The organism is Selenomonas ruminantium subsp. ruminantium ATCC 12561, assembly GCF_000424065.1.
Taxonomy (GTDB): Bacteria; Bacillota; Negativicutes; order Selenomonadales; family Selenomonadaceae; genus Selenomonas_A; species Selenomonas_A ruminantium.
In genome coordinates, this window is record NZ_AUJE01000003.1 from 55,477 (window position 1) to 75,541 (window position 20,065).

The following is a 20,065-nucleotide window of genomic DNA, read 5'->3' on the forward strand; positions in this document are numbered from 1 at the left end:
GCCGCCTCCTTAAACAAACATTTTCTGTAGCAAAGCCGTTTTCATTTGCTGCAGTTTCGTGATTTTTTTCTCTTGGGTGTCGATGAGAATATCGAGGTTATCGAAATATTCTCCGATGGTTTTTTGTTCGTCATCTCCCGGTACATAAATTACCTGTTCTAAAAAATCATCTATATCAAGCTCGTTCATCATCGTACCTGTTTTAGTAGAATTTACTAAAATTTTTCTCATAATGGGTTCATGATGTATGTAATATTTCCAGAAGGAAATTGGAAATATTTTTTTAGGGCGCAATGCACTAAAACGGGGGGACATAATACCATCCCCTATGTCATTGAGGACAAACCTACCATATAAAAATTCTTTATTTGTATGTCCCTCAAAGGCTATATCACCTAATCGTAATATTTTGTATGTAGCAAGTGAATCTAAAGCCGCTCCATTTCCATCTTCTTTATAATTCATAGTTGCAACAGAAATTGTCTTATCAAAACCTATATTTTTGTTTACATTTCTCTCGTTGTTACATTCGTACAAATCCCCCAACTTTTTCTTCTCCCACTCTCCATCAAACCCCTCAAATCGAATCCGAGGAGTGCTCTCTCCCTTCTGTGGAAACATCTTTTGCAGGAGGGATTTTTTTAGGGCGAGGAGTTTGGTGTGGCGTTCTTGTTGGCATTTTATAACAGTATCTATCGAACTGATATAACTGCTAATTGCCAGTTGCTCATCATATTGTGGATGTATAAACTGTACCTGCTCCAGATCATCATTATGTAAATGTACAACAGTTTTACCATGTGCCATTTTTGCCATATCATCGTGAGCGTTCCCATAGGATATAACCAATGCTAAAAAAGCAGGATCGATATTTTTATTAGGAGATATGATGTTCAAATCTCCTCCTAATAAGATATCTGGATTTTTTACAACCGATGCTACCGATATATCTTCTGCCGATTCGCCAGAAGCGGGAACAATAACTTCCCCACCACGGCTACATACCGAATTTTTCTTAGGCACAGCAAATGTATCGACATCAGAAATAATAATTTCATGATTTGTATACATACGTCCATAGAGAATGATTGGATTACCTGCCGGGACTAAGTCTGCCTTTGAATATCCCTTTCCTTTTGAAAATGTTGCAATCTCTTTCAGCTCACAACTTTCCCACTCTCCCTCAAATCCCTCCAACCGAATCTCAGGGACTTTTTTCTTTTCCATTGTCATTCCTCCAAAAGCCGCTGAAATTCTTTCAATCCCGCCATATCGAACTCACTGCCCCGCAGTCCCTTGGTCATATCGGCGATGGTTTTCTCGGAAGATGTGCGCCGTTCTTCCACCTCAGCAAATGTCACCTTGTATTTTTCGATAATGGCGTTCATCTTCTCGATAAGTTCCCCTACAATGATGTCCGGCATGGAGAGGATATCCGTCACCAAGGGAATAATCCACTTTTTTTCGAGCAGCATCTTGGCATCATCATCATCAAGATTTTCTATGGTTTCCTTGGTCTTCAGGTGCAATTCGTTCTTCATGGCGCGAATCTCAGTCTTAAGACTGGATTCCATATCTATGGCCTTTTGCACACGAAGCATCTTGTATTCAAAGCTGTCCTCCGGGAATTCATAGGCCAACTTGATGGAGTCGATACGGTTCAAGACTTCACGCTTGTTGTAAATGCCGCTTGCAGCCTTCGTCATGGCTTCCCAGTTGACGGCTGTCTTTTCTTCGATGTAGGCGAGCTTGTCCTTCTTTTTGCTGAGGGTGAGATACTCTACGAGAGCGCGGGTTTCTTCTGTTTCTACCTCCGAGAGGATTTCATCCACCACAGTCTTGACTTCCTTCGCTACAAAGGCTGTGTTGGCATCATTCAGGATAGCACCTCCTTTTTCCTCTTCGCTCATGTTTTCGAGAACTTCATCGTAAATCGCCGCCACATCAGCAAGTTCCGTTTCCTTGGCGCTGAGTGCTGCCAAATCCTCCGGCAAAAGTTCTCTCTGCACCAAATCAAAGGGGAGAATATGGCCACGCCAGCCTTTTTGTACCTCCACCTTTTCCCCTTCATTGTTTTGCTTCAGCACCATGTTGGGGTCAACCAGCATGACAGTTGAGAATCCTTCTGTCTGTATCATTTCAAGGTCAGTATGTATCATCTGCCAAGCATCGCTTAAAATCTGATAAACTCTGTACCGATCGATGGCTTTTACCCCTGCCAGCCGTCCGAAAATGTCATCGCAGATTTTACCTTCTTCATGTGCGAGTTCAATGCGCCGACCATTTTCAATCAGGTCAGTTTTAAGGCTATCCTGAAATCCAAAGAATTTATCTTTATAATCTGCTTTGTAATGTTGCACAGCTTCATGCGACAATGTCTGCACTCCGATATTCTCGCTTACGGGTTCGGCATACTGTTCGGAAATATCGCGGAAGATGGATTCCCTAAGCCCCGGCAGAGCCTGCCAATAATCGTCGAGGATATCGAGTTCGCTTTTAGGGACGCCACCGAACATGATGGAATGTACATCCCACTGCTCTGTCGGCTCTGCCGAAGACACATAGCGGGGAATATTCAGATTGTAGTCGTTGCCCTTGATTTCCTCCTTGGAAACACGACGGGAGAAACGAGGAATCTCGGCTCTGTCTTTTACGGTATCAACAATGCGTTTGATGTCCGATGCCCGCAGTCGATTATTTTTGTCGGCTTTTTCAAAGCCCTTGGAAGCATCAATGATGAGGACATCCGTTTCCTTGCGCTTGCGTTTCAGCACCATAATAATGGTGGCGATGCTTGTGCCGAAGAAAATGTTGGCTGGCAGACCGATGATGGCATCAATGTTATTTTTCTCGATGAGATTGCGGCGGATTTCCCCTTCCTCATTTCCTCGAGTCAGCACGCCGTGGGGGAGGACGATGGCCATAATGCCGTCTTCTTCCAGATGGTAAAGGTCATGAAGCAAAAAGGCAAAGTCTGCCTTGCCTTTGGGTGCAACACCATAACCAATAAAACGAGGATTGAGCTTTTTATCCTTGTTGTCCCACTTTTGGGAGTAAGGGGGATTGGACACCACGGCATCTACCCGTACCAGAGTATATTTGTCTGGGTCATCATCCTCAAAGAACGGCCAGTCATCCTCCAGAGTATCGGCATTGCGCACGTTGATATTGCGTGGCTCGATACCCCGCATGACCAGATTCATGCGCGTAAGATTGTATGTGTTTTCCTTAAGTTCCTGTGCATAATACTGCACCTTATTGCTGTCCATGAACTTCGTTACGGAACTGCCAATATTTATAAGCAGCGATCCCGATCCTGATGTAGGATCATAGATACAAATTTCCCTTCTGCCGGATAAATGCCATGCCACAATCTCCGACATGAGAAGGGATACTTCATGGGGAGTATAGAACTCGCCCGCCTTCTTCCCGGCATTGGCGGCAAACATGCTGATGAGATACTCATATATAAAGCCCAGTACATCATAATCCTGCTTGCCGTCCATGGGAATTTTCTCTATTAGCTTCAGGAGTTTATTTATGGCTTTCGTCTGCGCAGTTGCGCTCTCACCAAGTTTAGACAGACCGGTCTGAAGAGTTTTGAATATATCCTTGAAAAGCTTTTTGTGGGATTTTCCAATAAGGCGGTCGAAGGCAGATAGTGCCTGCCGGACATTAGAAACATCAAAAGTAATTTTTTTCTTGCCTTCATAATCGTCCTTGTTTGCTCCAACCCAGGTGGAGAACAAATTCTCGTAGGCGATAAAATAGCCAAGATTACGCTGGGCATACTCCACCTGTTTCTTGTTAGACTCTGAAAGCGTCTCCATGTCCTCTTCGGACATACCTTTATCGGCAAAGAAACGCACTTCCTTGTCGGACAAGTATTTGTAGAAAATAAACCCCAAAATGAAATCCTTGTATTCATTGGCTTCAATCTTGGAGCGCATCTGATTTGCTGACTCCCAGATAGTCGATGCCAATTGTTGCTTATTCATAAATCAATTCTCCTCTGCTCTATTTTGTTGCTCTTGTCTATCTTCTCACCCAACAGCCAAATATCCGGAAGCCACCGCCTCCCGGATGGCTTCCTTGATATTGCTTTTGGTCATCTTCAATTGCCCATTACTGGTTAATCTGACGATTTTAGTAAAACCTTCCTCTTGCTCCATCATGGAGATAACACTAGAGTGTTCCCCCTTATCTTTGGTGGAATGTGGCATAGGACCGACCAAAATCAACCGATAATCACTATTATACCGCAATTTCCCAAAATCGAAATGCTTTAATTCACTATATTCTATATGTAGCTCCACCCTGTCTTTGGATATCCCCTGACTGGCCACAGAAGCCAGTATTTCCCTATCCTTGATGGCAGCTTCCCCAAAGATAATAATCTTGCCATTTTGCATGGCCTCATCCCATGCAGGAGCTTTTTTATTCGGAGCCAGGTTGTTAAGACCAATCTGGTGCAGATACTCATCCAATCGGTCTTCCTTCCAAGCATTTTCTAGATTCTGATAGATGCTCATCTGCACGGCCTCAACCAGCTCACTAAATTCGGTTTCAGACACCAAGGTCAATCCGCCTCCTCCAGGATGCATGCCAACTGAAGTTCCAATTCCTGCGTCTGACGCTTCAATACCGATAAATGACGGCGAATGGAAGTATATTTCTCCACAACCTTCATCTGCTCATCCATCGGTATCACAGGTATCTTTACCTGTAACAAGTCCTTACGGGAGATTATCTTAATCGTGCTCCCCTTAGACAAATATTCTATCTGCTTGGCCCCTTCGCGGCTTTTCAAATAGCACATTACATATATAGGATGCACCATTTTCTCATCTAGTTGCATAAAATACATATTGCCATTAGCCAGCACCTTCTTGCCCTGCAAAGGAGGAACAATACCTATCTTCATCGGTGCACTTCTAGAAATTACCAAGTTACCCTCAGTCACGCAAAATCTTTCCCACGACTCTTCCATTTCAGCTAAATATGGCAATGGCATGCGAACAGCATCATCTTCTACGTCTTTTAACATCAGATACTGGAAGTTCGTTTCATCCTTGGTTGCTAATTTTTCCAGCTTAGATGCCGGAATTGCCTGTCCGCGTTCCAGTAATAGCACCAAATCTCCCAGTGCTACTCCATTTTCCACTTCTGCCACAGCATTGGACAAATAACCTACAGGACTTAAATCATATTCTTGTTCAGCAATTTCCTTGGGTTCCACATCGCGACTATGTTCTGTTGCTCCGTTTACCCGACGTAGAACTTCCAATATATTATCCTTAGTCATTTCGCTTGTGTAGCGTTCTTTTACCTTGCAATCTCGTGCATCTACCATTCTTACAGTAGTATTCCCCTGGCTAAATACAAGCATATCACACTGCACGCCTGTATTTGGCATAATTCCGTCTGGCAAAGCTATTACTGACTCCAGGAGTCCGCTATCAATCAAATAACGTCGAATGTCTTGCTCGCCTCTCGATGCACGGAACAGCAGACTATCATATGTAAGCACCACAGTCCGTCCACCAGAATTCTGCTTTTCCAGTGCAGATAATGCAAACGCCCAATCCATTCTTCTGGTTCTTGGAAGTCTCTCATAAATCTTAGCCAGTTCAGCATCTTGGGGACGCCAATGGTAAGCATTTGTCTCTCTCATGGCCATAGGTGGATCTGCATATATTTTATCCGCGCTCAAATCATCAAGCAGACTATCCCCCTGCTTCACGCTGATAGCTTCGTCCATGAAGGCCGCACGAATTTTACTGACAATTACTGCATCTGTGGAGATTTCTGTGCCATACACTGCTTTTGCCTTAGTATTCAAATAAGCTCCGATAGCAAAATCACCAAAACCAAAGCAATAATCCATTACAGATTCACCGGGCTTGACCTGTAGCAACTCTCTGCCTATATGAGCGAACGCTTCTGGTGTCGCCACACTTCCACTTCTTTTCCCCATACTTCTAAAATACCATGATAAGTTGCCAAATATTAAAGACAGTAGCTGCTCTTCACTACATTTGTATGCAAGCGTTTCTGCCTCTGTGTAGAATTCATCAAGCACGGAGTTAAGCTTCAGGCCAACAGAATAGTCCATCTCAGTTTCCCGTAACACATCGTATAATCTTTCCCGGCTCACACCCCCAATTCTCTTGTATATGTATGCTAAAGTCACCAACGACATAAATTTCGCTAGATTAGGTTCTGATTTGCTGCGCAGCAAATTCATCCCTTCCCATGCCAGCTCATAAGATACTGACTCACGCAACTTACGAATATCATCCTTGGAAAGGGTCGGAAAGAACACAGGTTTTGCAGTTTTAACAGCCACAACAAAGCACCTCCGTACATCATGGTTATACATAACTTTATTGACTGTTTATAGTATATAAAATCGGTACACTGTTTTCAATGGTTATATATAACCTTTTTAATTTATATTCATAAACGCAAAAAAACGGGATACATAATGTACCCCGTGAAGTTATGACAGCACTCCTGTTAATCATTTGGATTTAAACATCTCAGCAACCAATTTTAAAGATACTGCCTTATTCATAAACCATTAATAAGGCTCCGTCATACATCAGTTTTGTTGCTCATCGAACAATACCCACAAGATTTCTTCAAACGCCTGGGGCTGCTCCTTTATTACTTCGCTGTGTAAAGAAAACAGATTTTTCAGTAAATGAGAATCTCTTTTGATAAGCATTCTAAAATATCAGCAGGATTTAATCGCTTCTGCCTCGAAATTAGCTTTTAGTCGTCAAGTTATACCTGTAATGTAGATTTCCCCCCACATATAGAATCGAGGAACAACCAATGAGCAAATATAATGTAAATCAATATTCTGTAAATACTCTATTGGGCTTCATCGAAGGAGGCAACATCGCCATTCCTGAAATCCAACGTCCTTTTGTCTGGAAGGCCAGCAAAGTGCGTGACCTGATAGATTCTCTATACAACGGCTACCCCACCGGTTACATCATAATCTGGCAAAACGGAAACGTGAAGCTTAAGGATGGCTCCAGTTCCGTAGGAAAGAAAATCCTCATCGATGGACAGCAACGTATCACAGCACTCATGGCAGCCATAGCCGGACAGAACATACTAACTGAAAATTACGAAGAAAAACCCATCCGCATTGCCTTCAACCCCATTGCAGGTGAGGATGAAGAACGATTTGCCGTACAGACCCCTGTCCACATGAAGAGTCCCATGTGGATTGCAGATATTTCCGAAGTATTCAAGCCAGAATTTGACAGCTATGGCTTTATTGAAGAATTCACGGCGAAGAACCCCTCCGTCTCGAAAAGTGAAGTCAATAAAGCAATCCTGAAACTACTCGGTATACAGAATTGCCAAATCGGAGCTATTGAGCTTATACCACAACTGGATATTAGTGAAGTAACAGAAATCTTCGTGCGCATCAATTCCCAGGGGAAGCGGCTCAATGAAGCTGATTTCGCCATGTCTAAAATTGCTGCTGACGAAGGCTATGGTGGTAACCTACTCCGCAAAGCCATCGATTATTTCTGCCACCTCGCCGTAGAACCAGCATTCTACAGCAAACTGAAAACCGTGGATGCTGAGTTCATGCAGTCTCCCTACGGTGCCAAGATGAAATGGCTTAAGGACGATTACGATGACATCTACGACCCGGAATATAATGATATGCTGCGTGTTTCCTTCATGCACCAGTTCAATCGTGGCAAACTGGGTGACTTGGTGAGTCTTCTCTCCGGCAGGGATTTCAAGGACCGCTCCTTTAAGGAGGAAATCGCAGAGAACAGCTTTAAGAAGCTGGCGAACGGCATACTGAATTTCATGAGCGAATACAACTTCAAGCAATTTGTACTAGCCATCAAGTCTGCCGGTTTCATCTCTTCCAAGCTAATAAACTCAATGATGACACTAGATTTTGCATATACCCTTTTCCTCATCCTGCAGAACGGTGACGAGGTGGCAAAGACCGAAATCAAGCGATACATTCAGAAATGGTTCGTACTCTCAGTCCTGACCGGGCGCTATATTTCCTCTCCAGAATCTCAGATGGACAGGGACTTGCGCGGTATCAAGGACAAGGGCTTTTTAATATTCTTCAAGGAAAATGAAGAATCTATGCTCTCTGATACCTTCTGGAACGTACGCCTCGTGCAGAGTATGGAGACTTCCTCCATCAGCAGCCCTTATTTCAATACTTACTTAGCAGCGCAAGTTTTCTTCGGTGATCATTCCTTGTTGTCCACCACCTCCAAAGTGGAGCACCTTATTACTGTAGCCGGGGATGTTCATCACATCTTCCCCAAGGAGTATCTGAAGCAAAACGGTTATAACGACAAATCACTTTATAACCAAGTGGCGAACTATACATATCTCGATACCACGGTCAACATTGCCGTGGGCAAAAAGGCCCCAAGCGATTATTTCAATCAAGCACTGTCACAATGTGGTACTGACAAGCTCACCTGCGGTACAATTGCAGAGGAATCCGTTTTCTGGGAAAATCTGGATGCCAACTGTATCCCCCATAGAATTACCACAATGACCTCATCTGATTACCCTGAATTTTTGAAGGAACGCCGTGTGTTGATGGCCAAGAAGATACGTGATTATTATGAGAAACTGTGAGTTACCATAAACAGGCTCAGACATACCTGCTCGTCCCCAGCATACCCCATTAATACAAAAAGGCCTCGAAGTCGCTCATTTTATAAGGCTTCGAGGCCTTTCTATGCATTGCTCCTCTCCGGAAAACTTCATATTTCATTTGTCTATTCACTTATATCCGTCTGCACCGGCACTTCCAATCCGCTCTGCTTATATACTTTTAACACACGTAAGCGCCTCATCAAGTCCTCTCGCCAATGCCAATATCTCATTTTCATCAGCATATCTGTGGATGTGGAACCGTTCATTCCCCGATAGTATAGCCGAGAGCTGCGTCTCCTGGGTACGATAGAAAATATGTACTTCCTTGCCATGGGATTCAGCGTAAGCGAGCTCATAGCCTACTCCCAAAGACACCTGGGTACATTCTGCCATTACTACATCACATTCCCGCAACCAGGCTGTGTCCTGTTCATAGATGGCCTTATCCCCCTTGTCCTCAACGGTAGACAGACTCAGGTCGCCCACATGCTCAGTAAGCACCTGGTGTCTCTCCTTTAAGACCGCTATAACCTTGCGGTAGAGCTCTGCGTCCTGCCGCCCCCCACGGATGGAGCCTGCAAAATACACCTTCATATTATGAGCCTCATTTCTTCTTCAAATCCAGCAGCACCTCATCGACAGATTAACACAGCAAACACTCCACATTGTAATAACAATGTCACTTTGGCGTAATCAGTGACGCCTTGATGCAAACCTACCACCAGCCTGCATCATAACCCGCTCTATAATTTCTTTGACGGAAGTGCGGCGTTGATGCTTTAGTGACTGTTCCATCAAAAATAGCACGTGTTCATTAGACACATGACACATGTACTGCTGTTTTCCCATACCCTTGCGATTGAAGGCACTATTCTGTGTCCAATGCTCTGCTAGCCACGACTTACACGTACGCATATCGAGTGGCACATCGAAGTCAACGTAGTCTACATCCACGCGATAGCCATCATTATCCCAATCCACATCCGTCTTAGCATCTTTCAGCGCCCGCGGCTGTTGTGATTCATAACAATCAGAAGTGGCTATTCCTACCGCCTGAATAGCTGTGCTAGCATGATGGATGATGAAATCACCCTTACGTATCTCCGTCATGATTTTATATCCTTGATTCTCACAACCTCTTTTATCACGTTGTGGCGACCATACATAGCCACCGTCATGTTCATGCTGGTACGTCTGATTTTGATATACATAAAATATGGACATTTAGTTATCACCTCTAAAAATATATCGCTGACTATAACGCCAGTAATTCGTCATGATTGATAATCCAATCTCTTCGCAACTTTCTCCACTAGCTCCACATCTGCTGGCAACCACTGTATAGTTTGGATACTCTTCTTATCTAACCACATAACAGCATCATGCTCTAGGAGCTTAAATTTTCCTTCTTTTACCTTTGCCCAGAAGCAGTGCATCTTGAGATGAAAGTTTGGGTAATCGTACTCAACGGTTCCAATCTTTTCACCGACTTCAATCATCGTTTCCATTTCTTCTTGAATTTCGCGCACAATCGCTTCCTCAAGCGATTCTCCAGGCTCAACTTTCCCCCCTGGAAATTCCCAACCGCCCTTAAATTCACCATAGCCCCGCTGTGCAGCCAATACCTTGCCATCTTTATATATTGCAGCGGCAACGACTTCTATACTTTTCATCAACTCGTATCTCCATCGCCTAAAACTTAAACTTCTAATAAAGGAGCTTATTTCAACACCACATCACGGATGGAGCCAGCAAAATATACCTTCATTGCCCGCACCTCACTTCATCTTCAAGTCCAGCAGTACCTTGTCTGTCTCCCAAGGAGATATGACCGTATAGCTAATCCCAGCCCCCTCCAGAACTGTCTTGATTTCCTCGTCCTTCACCTTTGCCCGTTCCAGATTGGTCTCCTTGCGCCCATCGATGCTGATAAACTCGTCATTGCGCCGCAGAAGGTACTCCACGTTGTCAAACTTGGCGTGTTCATGCATCACCAGCTGGTCAAAAAGCTCATCCGGCTTGTTGTTGTAGATGATGTTCAGCGGCAGAGGCGAGTCGCAAACCGCATACTTTACGCCGTACCGTTCCAGCGTTTTCAGCCGATGTACCTGCTCGGCAAAAAGATACAGTTGGTCTTGCACAATGTCCGTAGCGTTCTGATACCAGAGCCACTTAGCGTATTCGCCCACCAGTTCCGTCTTATGCCCCTTGCGCTTCAGCTTCGAAAATATGTCAGCGGCGATGGTACTCTTGCCAATGCCAGCGCCGCCATAAAAATTCAGTACCTTCAATGTAAATCTCCCGTTCGTTCCTATAATTTTCAATATCCATTATACACCAGAGAGGGGCTGTTCTCTAGCAAAACCGAACAAAAAGACTGCCCAGCCATCTGCCGAGCAGCCTCATAGTCGCTTTTATTTTCTGCCGCCACGCCGCTTTACATCCTCATCAATCTTACGCATCCAACAAGGTGCCAGTGGCTCAGAGAAGTTACGCACATGGTGGATAGCTTCCTCTAGTACTTCATAGTTGAGAGCCGTCCCTTCCGCATCACACTGGTAGGTAGCCGCCCTGTCAGCATGGATGCCGATATTCCCTGCAGCTGCTATGGCATCCATATTGGCCCCCAGGAACAGAAACTCCCAACCGTACTTCTCCTTCTGCCGCTCCACCATCTTCTTGACCTTCTTGTAAGTATACCGCCGACTGGCATTTTCCATGCCATCGGTGGTGATGATGAACAGCGTCTTCTCCGGCCTATCCTCATCACGAGCATACTTGTGAATGTTACCAATATGGTGAATAGCACCACCTACGGCATCCAGCAGTGCCGTGCAACCACGGACAAAGTAGGTATCTTCCGTCAGCTTTGCTACCTTTTCCATCGGCACCCTGTCGTGGATGACATCGCAGGTATCATCAAACAACACTGTGGAAACAATAGCCTCTCCCGGCTCATTCCTCTGCTTCTTGATGAGCGAGTTGAATCCGCCGATGGTATCAGCCTCCAAGCCACTCATGGAGCCACTCCTATCCAGAATGAACACGATTTCTGTTAAGCCTTTCTTCATTGAAAACGCCCCCTTATCTTTGATAGTTTTATTCTACCTAAGATAAGGGGGCGTTTGGTCGCCTGTCATGCGACATTTCGAGATGTCATGCTTGATGATTGCTGCGGAGATATTCGTTCACACCAGTAAACATTGTGTGGAATGCCTTACGGCCGCCATTCTTTGCCTCAATGTACTGCCTCCACCGCCGCAGCACATCCTTTAGCGGATCGTCCAGATAAGAATATGCTTTATCCTTAATCCAGTCTGGAATACCATAGGCTGCTTCCGCAATACTTCCGGTGATGGCTGCCAGCGTATCGCTGTCACCACCAAGGGATATGGCATTGCGTATAGCATCCTCGAAGTCCGTACTTTCCAAGAATGTGATTATGGCCTGTGGCACTGTATCCTGACAGGTTTCATTGAACTTATAGTCAGGGCGAATCTCCTCCAATGTGCGTGACAAATTGTAGCCGTACTCCTTCTCGATATGTTCCTTGACACGCCTTTTGCATTCTTCTGTGTCATCATTGATGGGCTTTCCATAATCGATATAATATCCACCAAAGTTAAAGCGGTTCATGAATATTGCATCGGCAGTTGCCATAGCTCCTTTTATACCCTCCGGATGGTTATGGGTAACCTCCGCAGACAGTCTTGCTACGGCTCTGCCATTTGACGGCCACATTCCCGTCCTGGCACAGAAACCGCAATCCATGACCCAGGCACAGGGAGAAACACGCATGGCTGAACCATTGCCAAAGCTGTTATACGGCTCACGTTTTTCTGAAAACAGCCATGCTCCAAACCTGCCACCATAGCCAGCATCCGGGTACATCCTGCCATATTTCTTCATGGCATCGATAAAGTCATCTTTCTCACCGCCGTTCATGACTGCTTCAGCTACAGCACAGGTCATAACAGTATCATCGGTAAAGAAACAGTCATCCCGGAACAGTGGAAATTCCTTCGTCTTGATATTGTTCCACTCATAGACAGAACCTACGATATCGCCAACAATTGCACCTAACATTTCGACCACTCCTTTCCTTGATGATTCTATTCTAGCAGAAGCATCTGCTGGTGCGGTCGCTTGTCATGCGACAATTTCATCATCCCAAAAGAGGCTGCTGGAATGCAAACAGAGTTTCGTTGATAGTGAAGATGTCATACTTCTGCCGCTGGATAAAATACTCCACGATTATATCCGCCTTACTACTGCGGGACAGGGCATAGCCTGCCCGTCCGATAAAGTCTTTAGTTTCATCCAGATTCAACTGCAGCGCTATCGCAAAAGCTATAGCCGTGGCCTTGCTTGGCTTGTAGGCAGGGTTGTTGCGGATTTTAGAGAATAGCTTGCGATCAACATTGGCTCGCTTATAGACCTCTGGATCTGTCTTGCCTTTGGCATCGATAAGCCGCAGTAACGCCTCTGAGAAAGTATCGTCTACTTCCTTCAGCAAATCCTCCAAAGAACGTTCCGTGGGCTTACTCATCCACTTAGGGATATCGATAAATGCGTCTTCATCCGGGTGCTGCCCTGGTGTCTCAAAAGCCGGAAGTCCATCCCTTATATCATGTGGCGCTTGTCCTGCCGCTTCAAAATTCCTGCGCCTTTCCCGCAAATCCCCACGATATTCTTCATCCAGTAGCTCTTCGATATATCTCTCATCAATAAAGCTCTGCACGTCCTCGAACAGGCTGCTGGAAATCTTGAAAGCCTTCTGATCAAACACCACCAGATAGACATCCATATCATGATCAGCCAGGAACTCCCGGATGGCCTGAGTTGCCACAGCTATGGCAATCTCAGATGGGCAGCCGAACACACCTGCCGAGATAAGCGGAAAGGCCACGGAGGAGCACTTGTTCTCCGCTGCCAGCTTTAGTGAATTTGCATAGCAATCAGCCAACAGTTCCCTCTCACCATGTTTCCCGTCCTGCCACACCGGCCCTACCGTATGGATAACAAATCTGGCATGCAGCTTATAAGCCAGAGTGATTTCTGCTTTGCCTGTAGCAATGTCACCAATTTTCTCCCGTGCTGCCAGCAACTCTGCTCCGGCGGCCTTGTGTATGGCCCTATCAACACCGCCTCCCACTATTGGGCGAGGATTAGCAGTATTGACGATGGCATCCACTTGCATCTTCGTTATATCATTTCTGACAATCTCTAATGGCATAGCTTGCCTCACTCCCCTAACTCCACGTATTAATCGTCCTAATTGTCAAATGCATTTTCTTCCTTTTGCATGTTCCCAATCAAAAGAATTCCATATATGCAGTTTACCAGCTTCATACAATCCAATGCTGTAAAATCTCTGGTAGAACGACCATGCATTACCCAATGTCTATTCAAATTTCGAGGTTCATCTTGTGAAAAATGTATACTTTCAGATAAGGATTCTATTGTCGCGCCAAAAGTCATATATAAAATCAAAACAGAAAACTCATCATCATTTAAAGGAACATCTTCATTAATACTTTCAAAAATTTGCTTTGATCTTTCTTTCATTCCTGTTGCTAAATTTCCGCTATATCTGGTTAGCAGACCGTCTATAATGGAAAACATAGCAACAATTGATATGTCGTAATCTTCTCTATGATAAGCTGAAATCGCCTGTTCAAAAATCCGCTGATGATTATGTAATAGTTTACAACTAATGCACTCTTTTATTGTATTGTTTATCTTGGCATTATCGTTCGATGTTTCAAAATTATATAAAACTTTATCTATTTCATCATTAATAAGAATGTTGTCTATCTGCTCATTTGTAAGTGGCATCCAATGTACATATTGATTTTTCTTAAGTTTATCAATAGCCATTAAAGGGCGAGTTATCTTGGTGTTAATTGGGTCATGACAGAAAAATACTCTGCATTGATAAAAGCTATAGTTTCTTGCATTGGCCTAAACATTTCTTGCCATGCATATACCATAGGAGTCATTGCAGTTATTGTGGGTTGTATCGCTTGTTGTATAGCTGCAAATTGTTTTGCTACAGGTGCAGCCAATACAGCCATTCCCCGTATTGATTGTGTCGCATTTTCTGCATTGAAATTATTTTTATTAGGCATACTTATCACCTTTATAAAACATATCAAAAACTCATATAATCCCCGTATATTATTCGTTATAAACTACCGTTATTCCTGTTTTAACAAGGATTTTGCACACCCTGCAAACGATGCCCTTTCAAACATCTACACCCTACAAACGGGGCACTTTAAGTCATGCACCCCCCTCAGAACAAAATTGTCTCAAAACCGGGAATACCTCTCCACCCCCGTTTTCATGCAGCTCCCCCACAATGCACAAAGGCCCCGAAGCCCCTTATTTCATAGGGTTTCGAGGCCTTTGTGCCTTCGTATGGTTGTATCAAATAAGCTATGATTTTGTCCATTAATCTTGTAATCACATAACAATCATTTTACCATAAAATAAGAAGGTAAGACAAGAAAATTGGCACGGGACTTTGCCCGTGCCGCCTGTTACCCTATATGAATTTCTGTTCCATCCTTGAATGTTACGCTGATATCTTCCTTGCTGTATATGGTCATGAAGTCCACAATCGTTCCCCACAAACCTTCGTCAAACTCCGTTACTGATGCGTCTTGGGCAGCCAGTGCTTTGACGAATGCCCCAAGCCGCTCTGCCTTAGCATGCCGGGCCACCAATCCGGCTGGCCATAGGCGGTTATGAGTCTGTCATAAATTTGTTTTGAGGTCAGCATTTCTGCAATGCTCCATCATACACCAGCTTTGTCCGCTCATCAAAAAGCACCCACAATATTTCATCAAATGCTTTTGGTTGCTCCTTTATTATTTCTCTGACCGTCCCAATGGCAATCTCCGCTGCCTGTTGCACGGGATAGGAATACACGCCTGTTGAGATTGATGGAAAAGCCACGCTACGGATACCATACTCCATGGCCAGCTCCAGCGAATGCCGATAGCAACTGGTCAGCAGTTCTGCCTCACTATGAGCACCGCCATGCCATACCGGCCCTACTGTATGAATTACATAGTCACATGGCAACCTGTATGCCTTGGTGATTTTTGCCTGTCCCGTTTTGCAGCCATTGAGCGTCCGGCACTCTGCTAGAAGCTCCGGGCCTGCCGCCCGGTGGATAGCTCCATCAACACCTCCACCGCCAAGCAGGCTCTCATTGGCAGCATTAACAATGGCATCGGCATAATGCTTTGCTGTAATGTCTCCTAACTCAGTTCTGATTACGGTCATACCGCACCTCCGTTTTTCCTAACCGCTGCACTCAGCACCTTGCCTATTGGTTCCCGAATGACCAGATTAGCACTCATATCTGCCTTGGTAGCAGTTTTATTGATAACCACCAGATTATCGCCCCGAAAATAATCCAATAGACCTGCCGCTGGATACACAGCCAACGAAGTGCCGCCTACAATAAGCGTATCAGCCTTGCGAATTGCCCGCACAGCGGCTTCGATTACCAGTTCATTGAGTGCTTCTTCATATAAAACCACATCTGGCCGCACGATGCCGCTGCAGTCTTTACAAATAGGAACCGGTTGGTTTTGCAGGGCATATTCCAGCGCATATTGCTTGCCGCAGTCCATACAATGCCAGTGCATAATTGAGCCATGCAGTTCGTACACATTTTCACTGCCAGCGCTTTGATGAAGACCATCTATATTTTGCGTGACCACTGCCAGCAGCTTTCCTTTGCTTTCCAGCTCAGCCAAAGCATAATGCCCTAAATTGGGCTTGGCATCAAGAAATACCATCTTGGCAAAGAAAAAGTCAAAAAAATCATGTGGGTGGTCACACAGAAAGGTATGAGATACCATTTCTTCCGGGCTGAACTCCCGGTTAAGTTTTTGGCTGTATATACCGTCAGCACTGCGAAAGTCTGGTATGCCTGACTCTGTGGACATACCGGCACCGCCAAAGAATACCATATTGGAACTGGTGTCCATAATTCTCGCCAGTTCATCAATCTTGCTCATTGTCTGGCACCTCCATCATGGTACAGTCATTTTTTCTCAAACCGATACTTCTGCACTGCCTGCGGGTATTTCTCGTGATCAACCTCGCTCATGAACATATCAAGTGGCCGGCAGTATATACCGTAGTTACCATAAAGCGCCTGATACACGCAGTAAATCTCCTGCGACTCTGTGTGCATGACAGGGCAGGCCACAATCTTATACTCGTTATTCTTGAAGTGGTACCACACTTCTCCACTCTGCGGAATAGCCCTGCGATACTTGGCACCGAGCAATCGCCGCTGCTCCTGATTTTCTTTCATTTCTTCCATCAACGCTTCCTCCCTAGGCGCACATAGTGGGATGACATTTATGACTGGTTCTTCATAGGGATGGACAGTTCTTATAGCCCGTAAGGTGCTGTTCAGCCTGTCGTTGCTGACATTGACCTCTACCTTGAGCTCCTCTGCCTCACTCACTGTGCCTTCAGTTCCATTATACGAGCTGGCTCCCTGAAGCGGTCTCCATGTACCCTTGACACGCGAGTAAGACAAGCAATTGTCGTAATTGCCAATATGCCCGGCCTCCACTGACTGCAGTGCCCTTTGCAGCATTGAGAAATGAGATTCCGGTATGTATATTTCCAGTTTAAACCAATCCATCATTATTCCTCGACATCTCCAACAGACGAGCCAGCCCATCTGCGAACTTCTCATTGTCTGCCTCGGTGCGCTTGGCCGGGCCTTTCAGATGCACCTTCTTCTTTGACCGTCTGGCTTTTTTCGCCATATGGCGCTCCATCAGCAGGCGGTCGATGTTTTCAACAGTATACTGCCAGCCATTCTGATGTATGGCGTAGGCCCCCTTTCCCAGCGCCATCGCCGCCACGCCGTAGTCCTGTGTTACCACAACATCACCTGTCCGACACAGATTGACAAGAGCAATGTCTACTGCATCCACTCCGGCACCGATTACCCTGACTTCGCTATAAGTCGAATGCAGCACATGATTGGTGTCGCATAGGAGCGTAACGGCTACGCCATATTTTTTCGCCACCTGCTCCGTTTCTTTCACTACAGGGCAGGCATCGGCATCAACGTAAATACGCATCAGACAAGATTTCCCTCCAGATGACCCAGTCCTCACTTCATCTTCAAGTCCAGCAACACCTTATCCGTCTCCCACGGGGATATGACCGTATAGCTAATACCAGCCCCATCCAAAACGGCCTTGATTTCTTCGTCCTTCACCTTGGCCCGCTCCAGATTGGTTTCCTTGCGTCCATCGATGCTGATGAATTCGTCATTCCGGTAGAGTAAATATTCCACATTGTCAAACTTGGCATGCTCATGCACCACCAGCTGGTCTTGCACAATGTCCGTGGCATTCTGGTACCAGAGCCACTTAGCGTACTCGCCCACCAACTCCGTTTTATGCCCCTTGAGCTTCAGCTTCGAAAAAATATCTGCGGCGATGGTGCTCTTACCGATACCTGCACCGCCGTAAAAATTCAGCACCTTCAACTTAAAACCCCTGTTCGTTCTTAGAATTTTACAATAATCATTATACACCACAGAAGGGCTGTTCTCTACCATTACCGAACAAAAAGGCTGTCTAGCACATTGCCAGACAGCCAACCACATCCCTAAATTTTAATTTCCTCTGCCACCACGCCGCTTTACATCCTCATCAATTTTTCGTTTCCAGCTTGGTGCCAGCATCTTGTCGCTACTACGTACATGATGGATAGCCTCCCCCAGAACTTCATAGTTGAGCGCCGTCCCTTCCTCATCACACTGATAGGTAACCGCCCTGTCAGCATGGATGCCTATATTCCCTGCAACTGCAATAGCATCCATATTGGCCCCCAAAAACAAAAACTCCCATCCGTACCTCGCCTTCTGCCGCTCCACCATCTGCTTGACCTTCTTGTAGGTATACCGCCGACTGGCATTTTCCATTCCGTCTGTGGTGATGATAAACAGCGTCTTCTCCGGCCTGTCCTCATCACGAGCGTACTTGTGAATGTTGCCGATGTGGTGAATAGCACCCCCTACAGCATCTAGTAGCGCCGTGCAACCACGGACAAAGTAGGTATCCTCCGTCAGCTTTGCTACCTTTTCCATCGGCACCCTGTCGTGAATAACATCGCAGGTATCATCAAACAGCACCGTGGAAACCAGCGCCTCTCCTGGCTCCTTACGCTGCTTCTTGATGAGCGAGTTCCACCGATGGTATCAGCCTCCAAGCCACTCATGGAGCCACTCCTGTCCAAAATAAACACGATTTCTGTTAAACCTTTCTTCATTGAAAACGCCCCCTTATCTTTGATAGTTTTATTCTACCTAAGATAAGGGGGCGTTTGGTCGCCTGCCATGCGACAAATATATCTAATCGGTTTATCACATTTCTATCTCTGTAGCAAAGACAATAACAGCCTGTCCAAAAATCTGAATTTTAGTTGGAAGTTGCCCTTTCTTTTCCACACGCACACGCATTGTACCAGGCCGGCCAATAGCTTCTCCCTGGATAATGTAGAATTCAAAAACATCTGATGCTGCCAATTCCTGACACAAGCCAAAATGAACTAAATAGGCTCCCAACGGGCCATTGGCATTACCTGTAACGGGATCTTCAGCAATACCAATAGCAGGCGCAAACATACGTCCATGCACCAATACCTTTTCTTCTGGGTGCAAGGTAAATACATAATAACCATTACAGCCAATCTCTCCACTAATGGCAGAAAGCTTCACCAAATCAGGCTGCAACCTATCCAAAAGACAACGTTCCTTTATCCCTACCATCACCTTTGAATGGCCTGCTGATGCAATGGCAACTGGACAGTCCTCCCGTAAATCTGCCAACGTAATCCCCAAAGCTTCAACAATTCGCACAATCAGTTCATGAGCAAAGGGCGCCGTAATCTCCGGTTTTCCCTGGGTCATGACGATGGTGTAATCTCCTGTCTCATCCTTTTCAATGTCAATTGGTAAAATCCCCGCTTTTGTCTTTTGAACCCAACAGCTTGTAGATAGCTTTTCTTCTATCGCTCTCACATAATGTGCCGCAATTGTGGCATGACCACAAATTGGCACCTCTGTCGTGGGAGTAAAATATCGCACTTCTACATCATAATCCGGCTTTTTCCCTGTAAAGATAAAGGCCGTTTCCGAATTGTTCAACTCCCGAGCCAATTGCTGCATCTGACGCTTGGTCAGTCCATCAGCATGATATACCACCCCGGCGGGATTGCCGGAGAATTTTTCTCTTGTGAATGAATCCACCTGATAAACACGGTACTTTTTCATCTTAATTCCCTCTCCGGATTGTCTACAGCGGTGCTGAACAAAATCAAGCATGTCTTCTGGTATATT

At 45.3% G+C, this 20,065-nt stretch carries 21 protein-coding genes and 1 pseudogene; 1 reads left to right on the top strand and 21 read right to left on the bottom strand.

Going from position 1 to position 20,065, the window contains the following annotated elements; translation table 11 throughout:
- Positions 1–9 precede the first annotated feature (9 nt).
- The 4 genes from G598_RS0101980 to G598_RS0101995 are packed head-to-tail and all read right to left on the bottom strand — an operon-like array spanning position 10 to position 6,349.
- On the bottom strand, positions 10–1,227 hold the full coding sequence (locus G598_RS0101980) for a restriction endonuclease subunit S (protein WP_026765528.1): 1,218 nt from the start codon (positions 1,225–1,227) through the stop codon (positions 10–12).
- 2 nt (positions 1,228–1,229) lie between these two features.
- The gene (locus G598_RS0101985) at positions 1,230–3,998 is read right to left on the bottom strand and encodes a type I restriction-modification system subunit M (RefSeq protein WP_026765529.1); all 2,769 of its coding nucleotides are present in this window, start codon (positions 3,996–3,998) and stop codon (positions 1,230–1,232) included.
- A gap of 45 nt (positions 3,999–4,043) precedes the next feature.
- Positions 4,044–4,577 (bottom strand): hypothetical protein, encoded by a 534-nt coding sequence (locus G598_RS0101990; RefSeq protein ID WP_026765530.1) that lies wholly within the window; start codon positions 4,575–4,577, stop codon positions 4,044–4,046.
- A gap of 2 nt (positions 4,578–4,579) precedes the next feature.
- Positions 4,580–6,349: an N-6 DNA methylase gene (locus G598_RS0101995; protein ID WP_026765531.1), complete on the bottom strand. Its 1,770-nt coding sequence runs from the start codon at positions 6,347–6,349 to the stop codon at positions 4,580–4,582.
- A gap of 491 nt (positions 6,350–6,840) precedes the next feature.
- Between G598_RS0101995 and G598_RS0102000 the strand changes: the two genes are divergently transcribed.
- On the top strand, positions 6,841–8,649 hold the full coding sequence (locus G598_RS0102000; protein ID WP_026765532.1) for a GmrSD restriction endonuclease domain-containing protein: 1,809 nt from the start codon (positions 6,841–6,843) through the stop codon (positions 8,647–8,649).
- 189 nt (positions 8,650–8,838) lie between these two features.
- Here the strand turns inward: G598_RS0102000 and G598_RS0102005 are convergent, their stop codons facing one another.
- The 17 genes and pseudogenes from G598_RS0102005 to G598_RS0102085 all read right to left on the bottom strand — a co-directional run bounded on the left by G598_RS0102005 (position 8,839) and on the right by G598_RS0102085 (position 20,050).
- Positions 8,839–9,264, bottom strand: coding sequence for a nucleoside 2-deoxyribosyltransferase (locus G598_RS0102005; protein WP_026765533.1), 426 nt, complete (start codon positions 9,262–9,264; stop codon positions 8,839–8,841).
- Between the two features lie 99 nt (positions 9,265–9,363).
- The gene (locus G598_RS16735) at positions 9,364–9,780 is read right to left on the bottom strand and encodes a hypothetical protein (RefSeq protein WP_245582725.1); all 417 of its coding nucleotides are present in this window, start codon (positions 9,778–9,780) and stop codon (positions 9,364–9,366) included.
- Positions 9,781–9,944: 164 nt separating this feature from the next.
- Complete coding sequence (locus G598_RS0102015) at positions 9,945–10,343, bottom strand: (deoxy)nucleoside triphosphate pyrophosphohydrolase (RefSeq protein ID WP_026765534.1); 399 nt, start codon at positions 10,341–10,343, stop codon at positions 9,945–9,947.
- Positions 10,344–10,448: 105 nt separating this feature from the next.
- Positions 10,449–10,961 carry an AAA family ATPase gene (locus G598_RS0102020; protein ID WP_026765535.1) on the bottom strand — a complete coding sequence of 171 codons (513 nt, stop codon included), beginning with the start codon at positions 10,959–10,961 and terminating at the stop codon, positions 10,449–10,451.
- 123 nt (positions 10,962–11,084) lie between these two features.
- A complete protein-coding gene (locus G598_RS0102025) occupies positions 11,085–11,741 on the bottom strand; it encodes a vWA domain-containing protein (protein WP_026765536.1) in 657 nt (218 codons plus the stop codon).
- A gap of 85 nt (positions 11,742–11,826) precedes the next feature.
- A complete protein-coding gene (locus tag G598_RS0102030) occupies positions 11,827–12,756 on the bottom strand; it encodes an ADP-ribosylglycohydrolase family protein (RefSeq protein ID WP_026765537.1) in 930 nt (309 codons plus the stop codon).
- A 79-nt stretch (positions 12,757–12,835) separates the two neighbouring features.
- Positions 12,836–13,906, bottom strand: coding sequence for a macro domain-containing protein (locus tag G598_RS0102035; protein ID WP_026765538.1), 1,071 nt, complete (start codon positions 13,904–13,906; stop codon positions 12,836–12,838).
- Positions 13,907–13,944: 38 nt separating this feature from the next.
- Positions 13,945–14,550, bottom strand: a complete 606-nt coding sequence (locus G598_RS0102040; RefSeq protein ID WP_026765539.1) for a hypothetical protein — start codon at positions 14,548–14,550, stop codon at positions 13,945–13,947.
- Between the two features lie 11 nt (positions 14,551–14,561).
- Positions 14,562–14,801 carry a hypothetical protein gene (locus tag G598_RS0102045; protein WP_026765540.1) on the bottom strand — a complete coding sequence of 80 codons (240 nt, stop codon included), beginning with the start codon at positions 14,799–14,801 and terminating at the stop codon, positions 14,562–14,564.
- A 414-nt stretch (positions 14,802–15,215) separates the two neighbouring features.
- Positions 15,216–15,401 (bottom strand): hypothetical protein, encoded by a 186-nt coding sequence (locus G598_RS0102050; RefSeq protein ID WP_157833242.1) that lies wholly within the window; start codon positions 15,399–15,401, stop codon positions 15,216–15,218.
- Positions 15,402–15,450: 49 nt separating this feature from the next.
- The gene (locus tag G598_RS0102055) at positions 15,451–15,966 is read right to left on the bottom strand and encodes an O-acetyl-ADP-ribose deacetylase (RefSeq protein WP_026765542.1); all 516 of its coding nucleotides are present in this window, start codon (positions 15,964–15,966) and stop codon (positions 15,451–15,453) included.
- Positions 15,963–16,709, bottom strand: coding sequence for an NAD-dependent protein deacylase (locus G598_RS0102060; RefSeq protein WP_026765543.1), 747 nt, complete (start codon positions 16,707–16,709; stop codon positions 15,963–15,965). Before G598_RS0102060 ends, G598_RS0102055 begins: the two co-directional genes overlap by 4 nt.
- Before the next feature lie 26 nt (positions 16,710–16,735).
- The gene (locus G598_RS20385) at positions 16,736–17,302 is read right to left on the bottom strand and encodes a DUF1653 domain-containing protein (RefSeq protein WP_336433137.1); all 567 of its coding nucleotides are present in this window, start codon (positions 17,300–17,302) and stop codon (positions 16,736–16,738) included.
- Between the two features lie 34 nt (positions 17,303–17,336).
- Positions 17,337–17,798 carry a YaiI/YqxD family protein gene (locus G598_RS0102070; protein ID WP_026765544.1) on the bottom strand — a complete coding sequence of 154 codons (462 nt, stop codon included), beginning with the start codon at positions 17,796–17,798 and terminating at the stop codon, positions 17,337–17,339.
- A 32-nt stretch (positions 17,799–17,830) separates the two neighbouring features.
- Positions 17,831–18,205, bottom strand: coding sequence for a hypothetical protein (locus G598_RS0102075; protein WP_245582735.1), 375 nt, complete (start codon positions 18,203–18,205; stop codon positions 17,831–17,833).
- Positions 18,206–18,340: 135 nt separating this feature from the next.
- Positions 18,341–18,996, bottom strand: a pseudogene (locus tag G598_RS16745) (vWA domain-containing protein).
- 94 nt (positions 18,997–19,090) lie between these two features.
- Positions 19,091–20,050, bottom strand: coding sequence for a PhzF family isomerase (locus tag G598_RS0102085; RefSeq protein ID WP_245582726.1), 960 nt, complete (start codon positions 20,048–20,050; stop codon positions 19,091–19,093).
- Between the last annotated feature and the right edge of the window lie 15 nt (positions 20,051–20,065).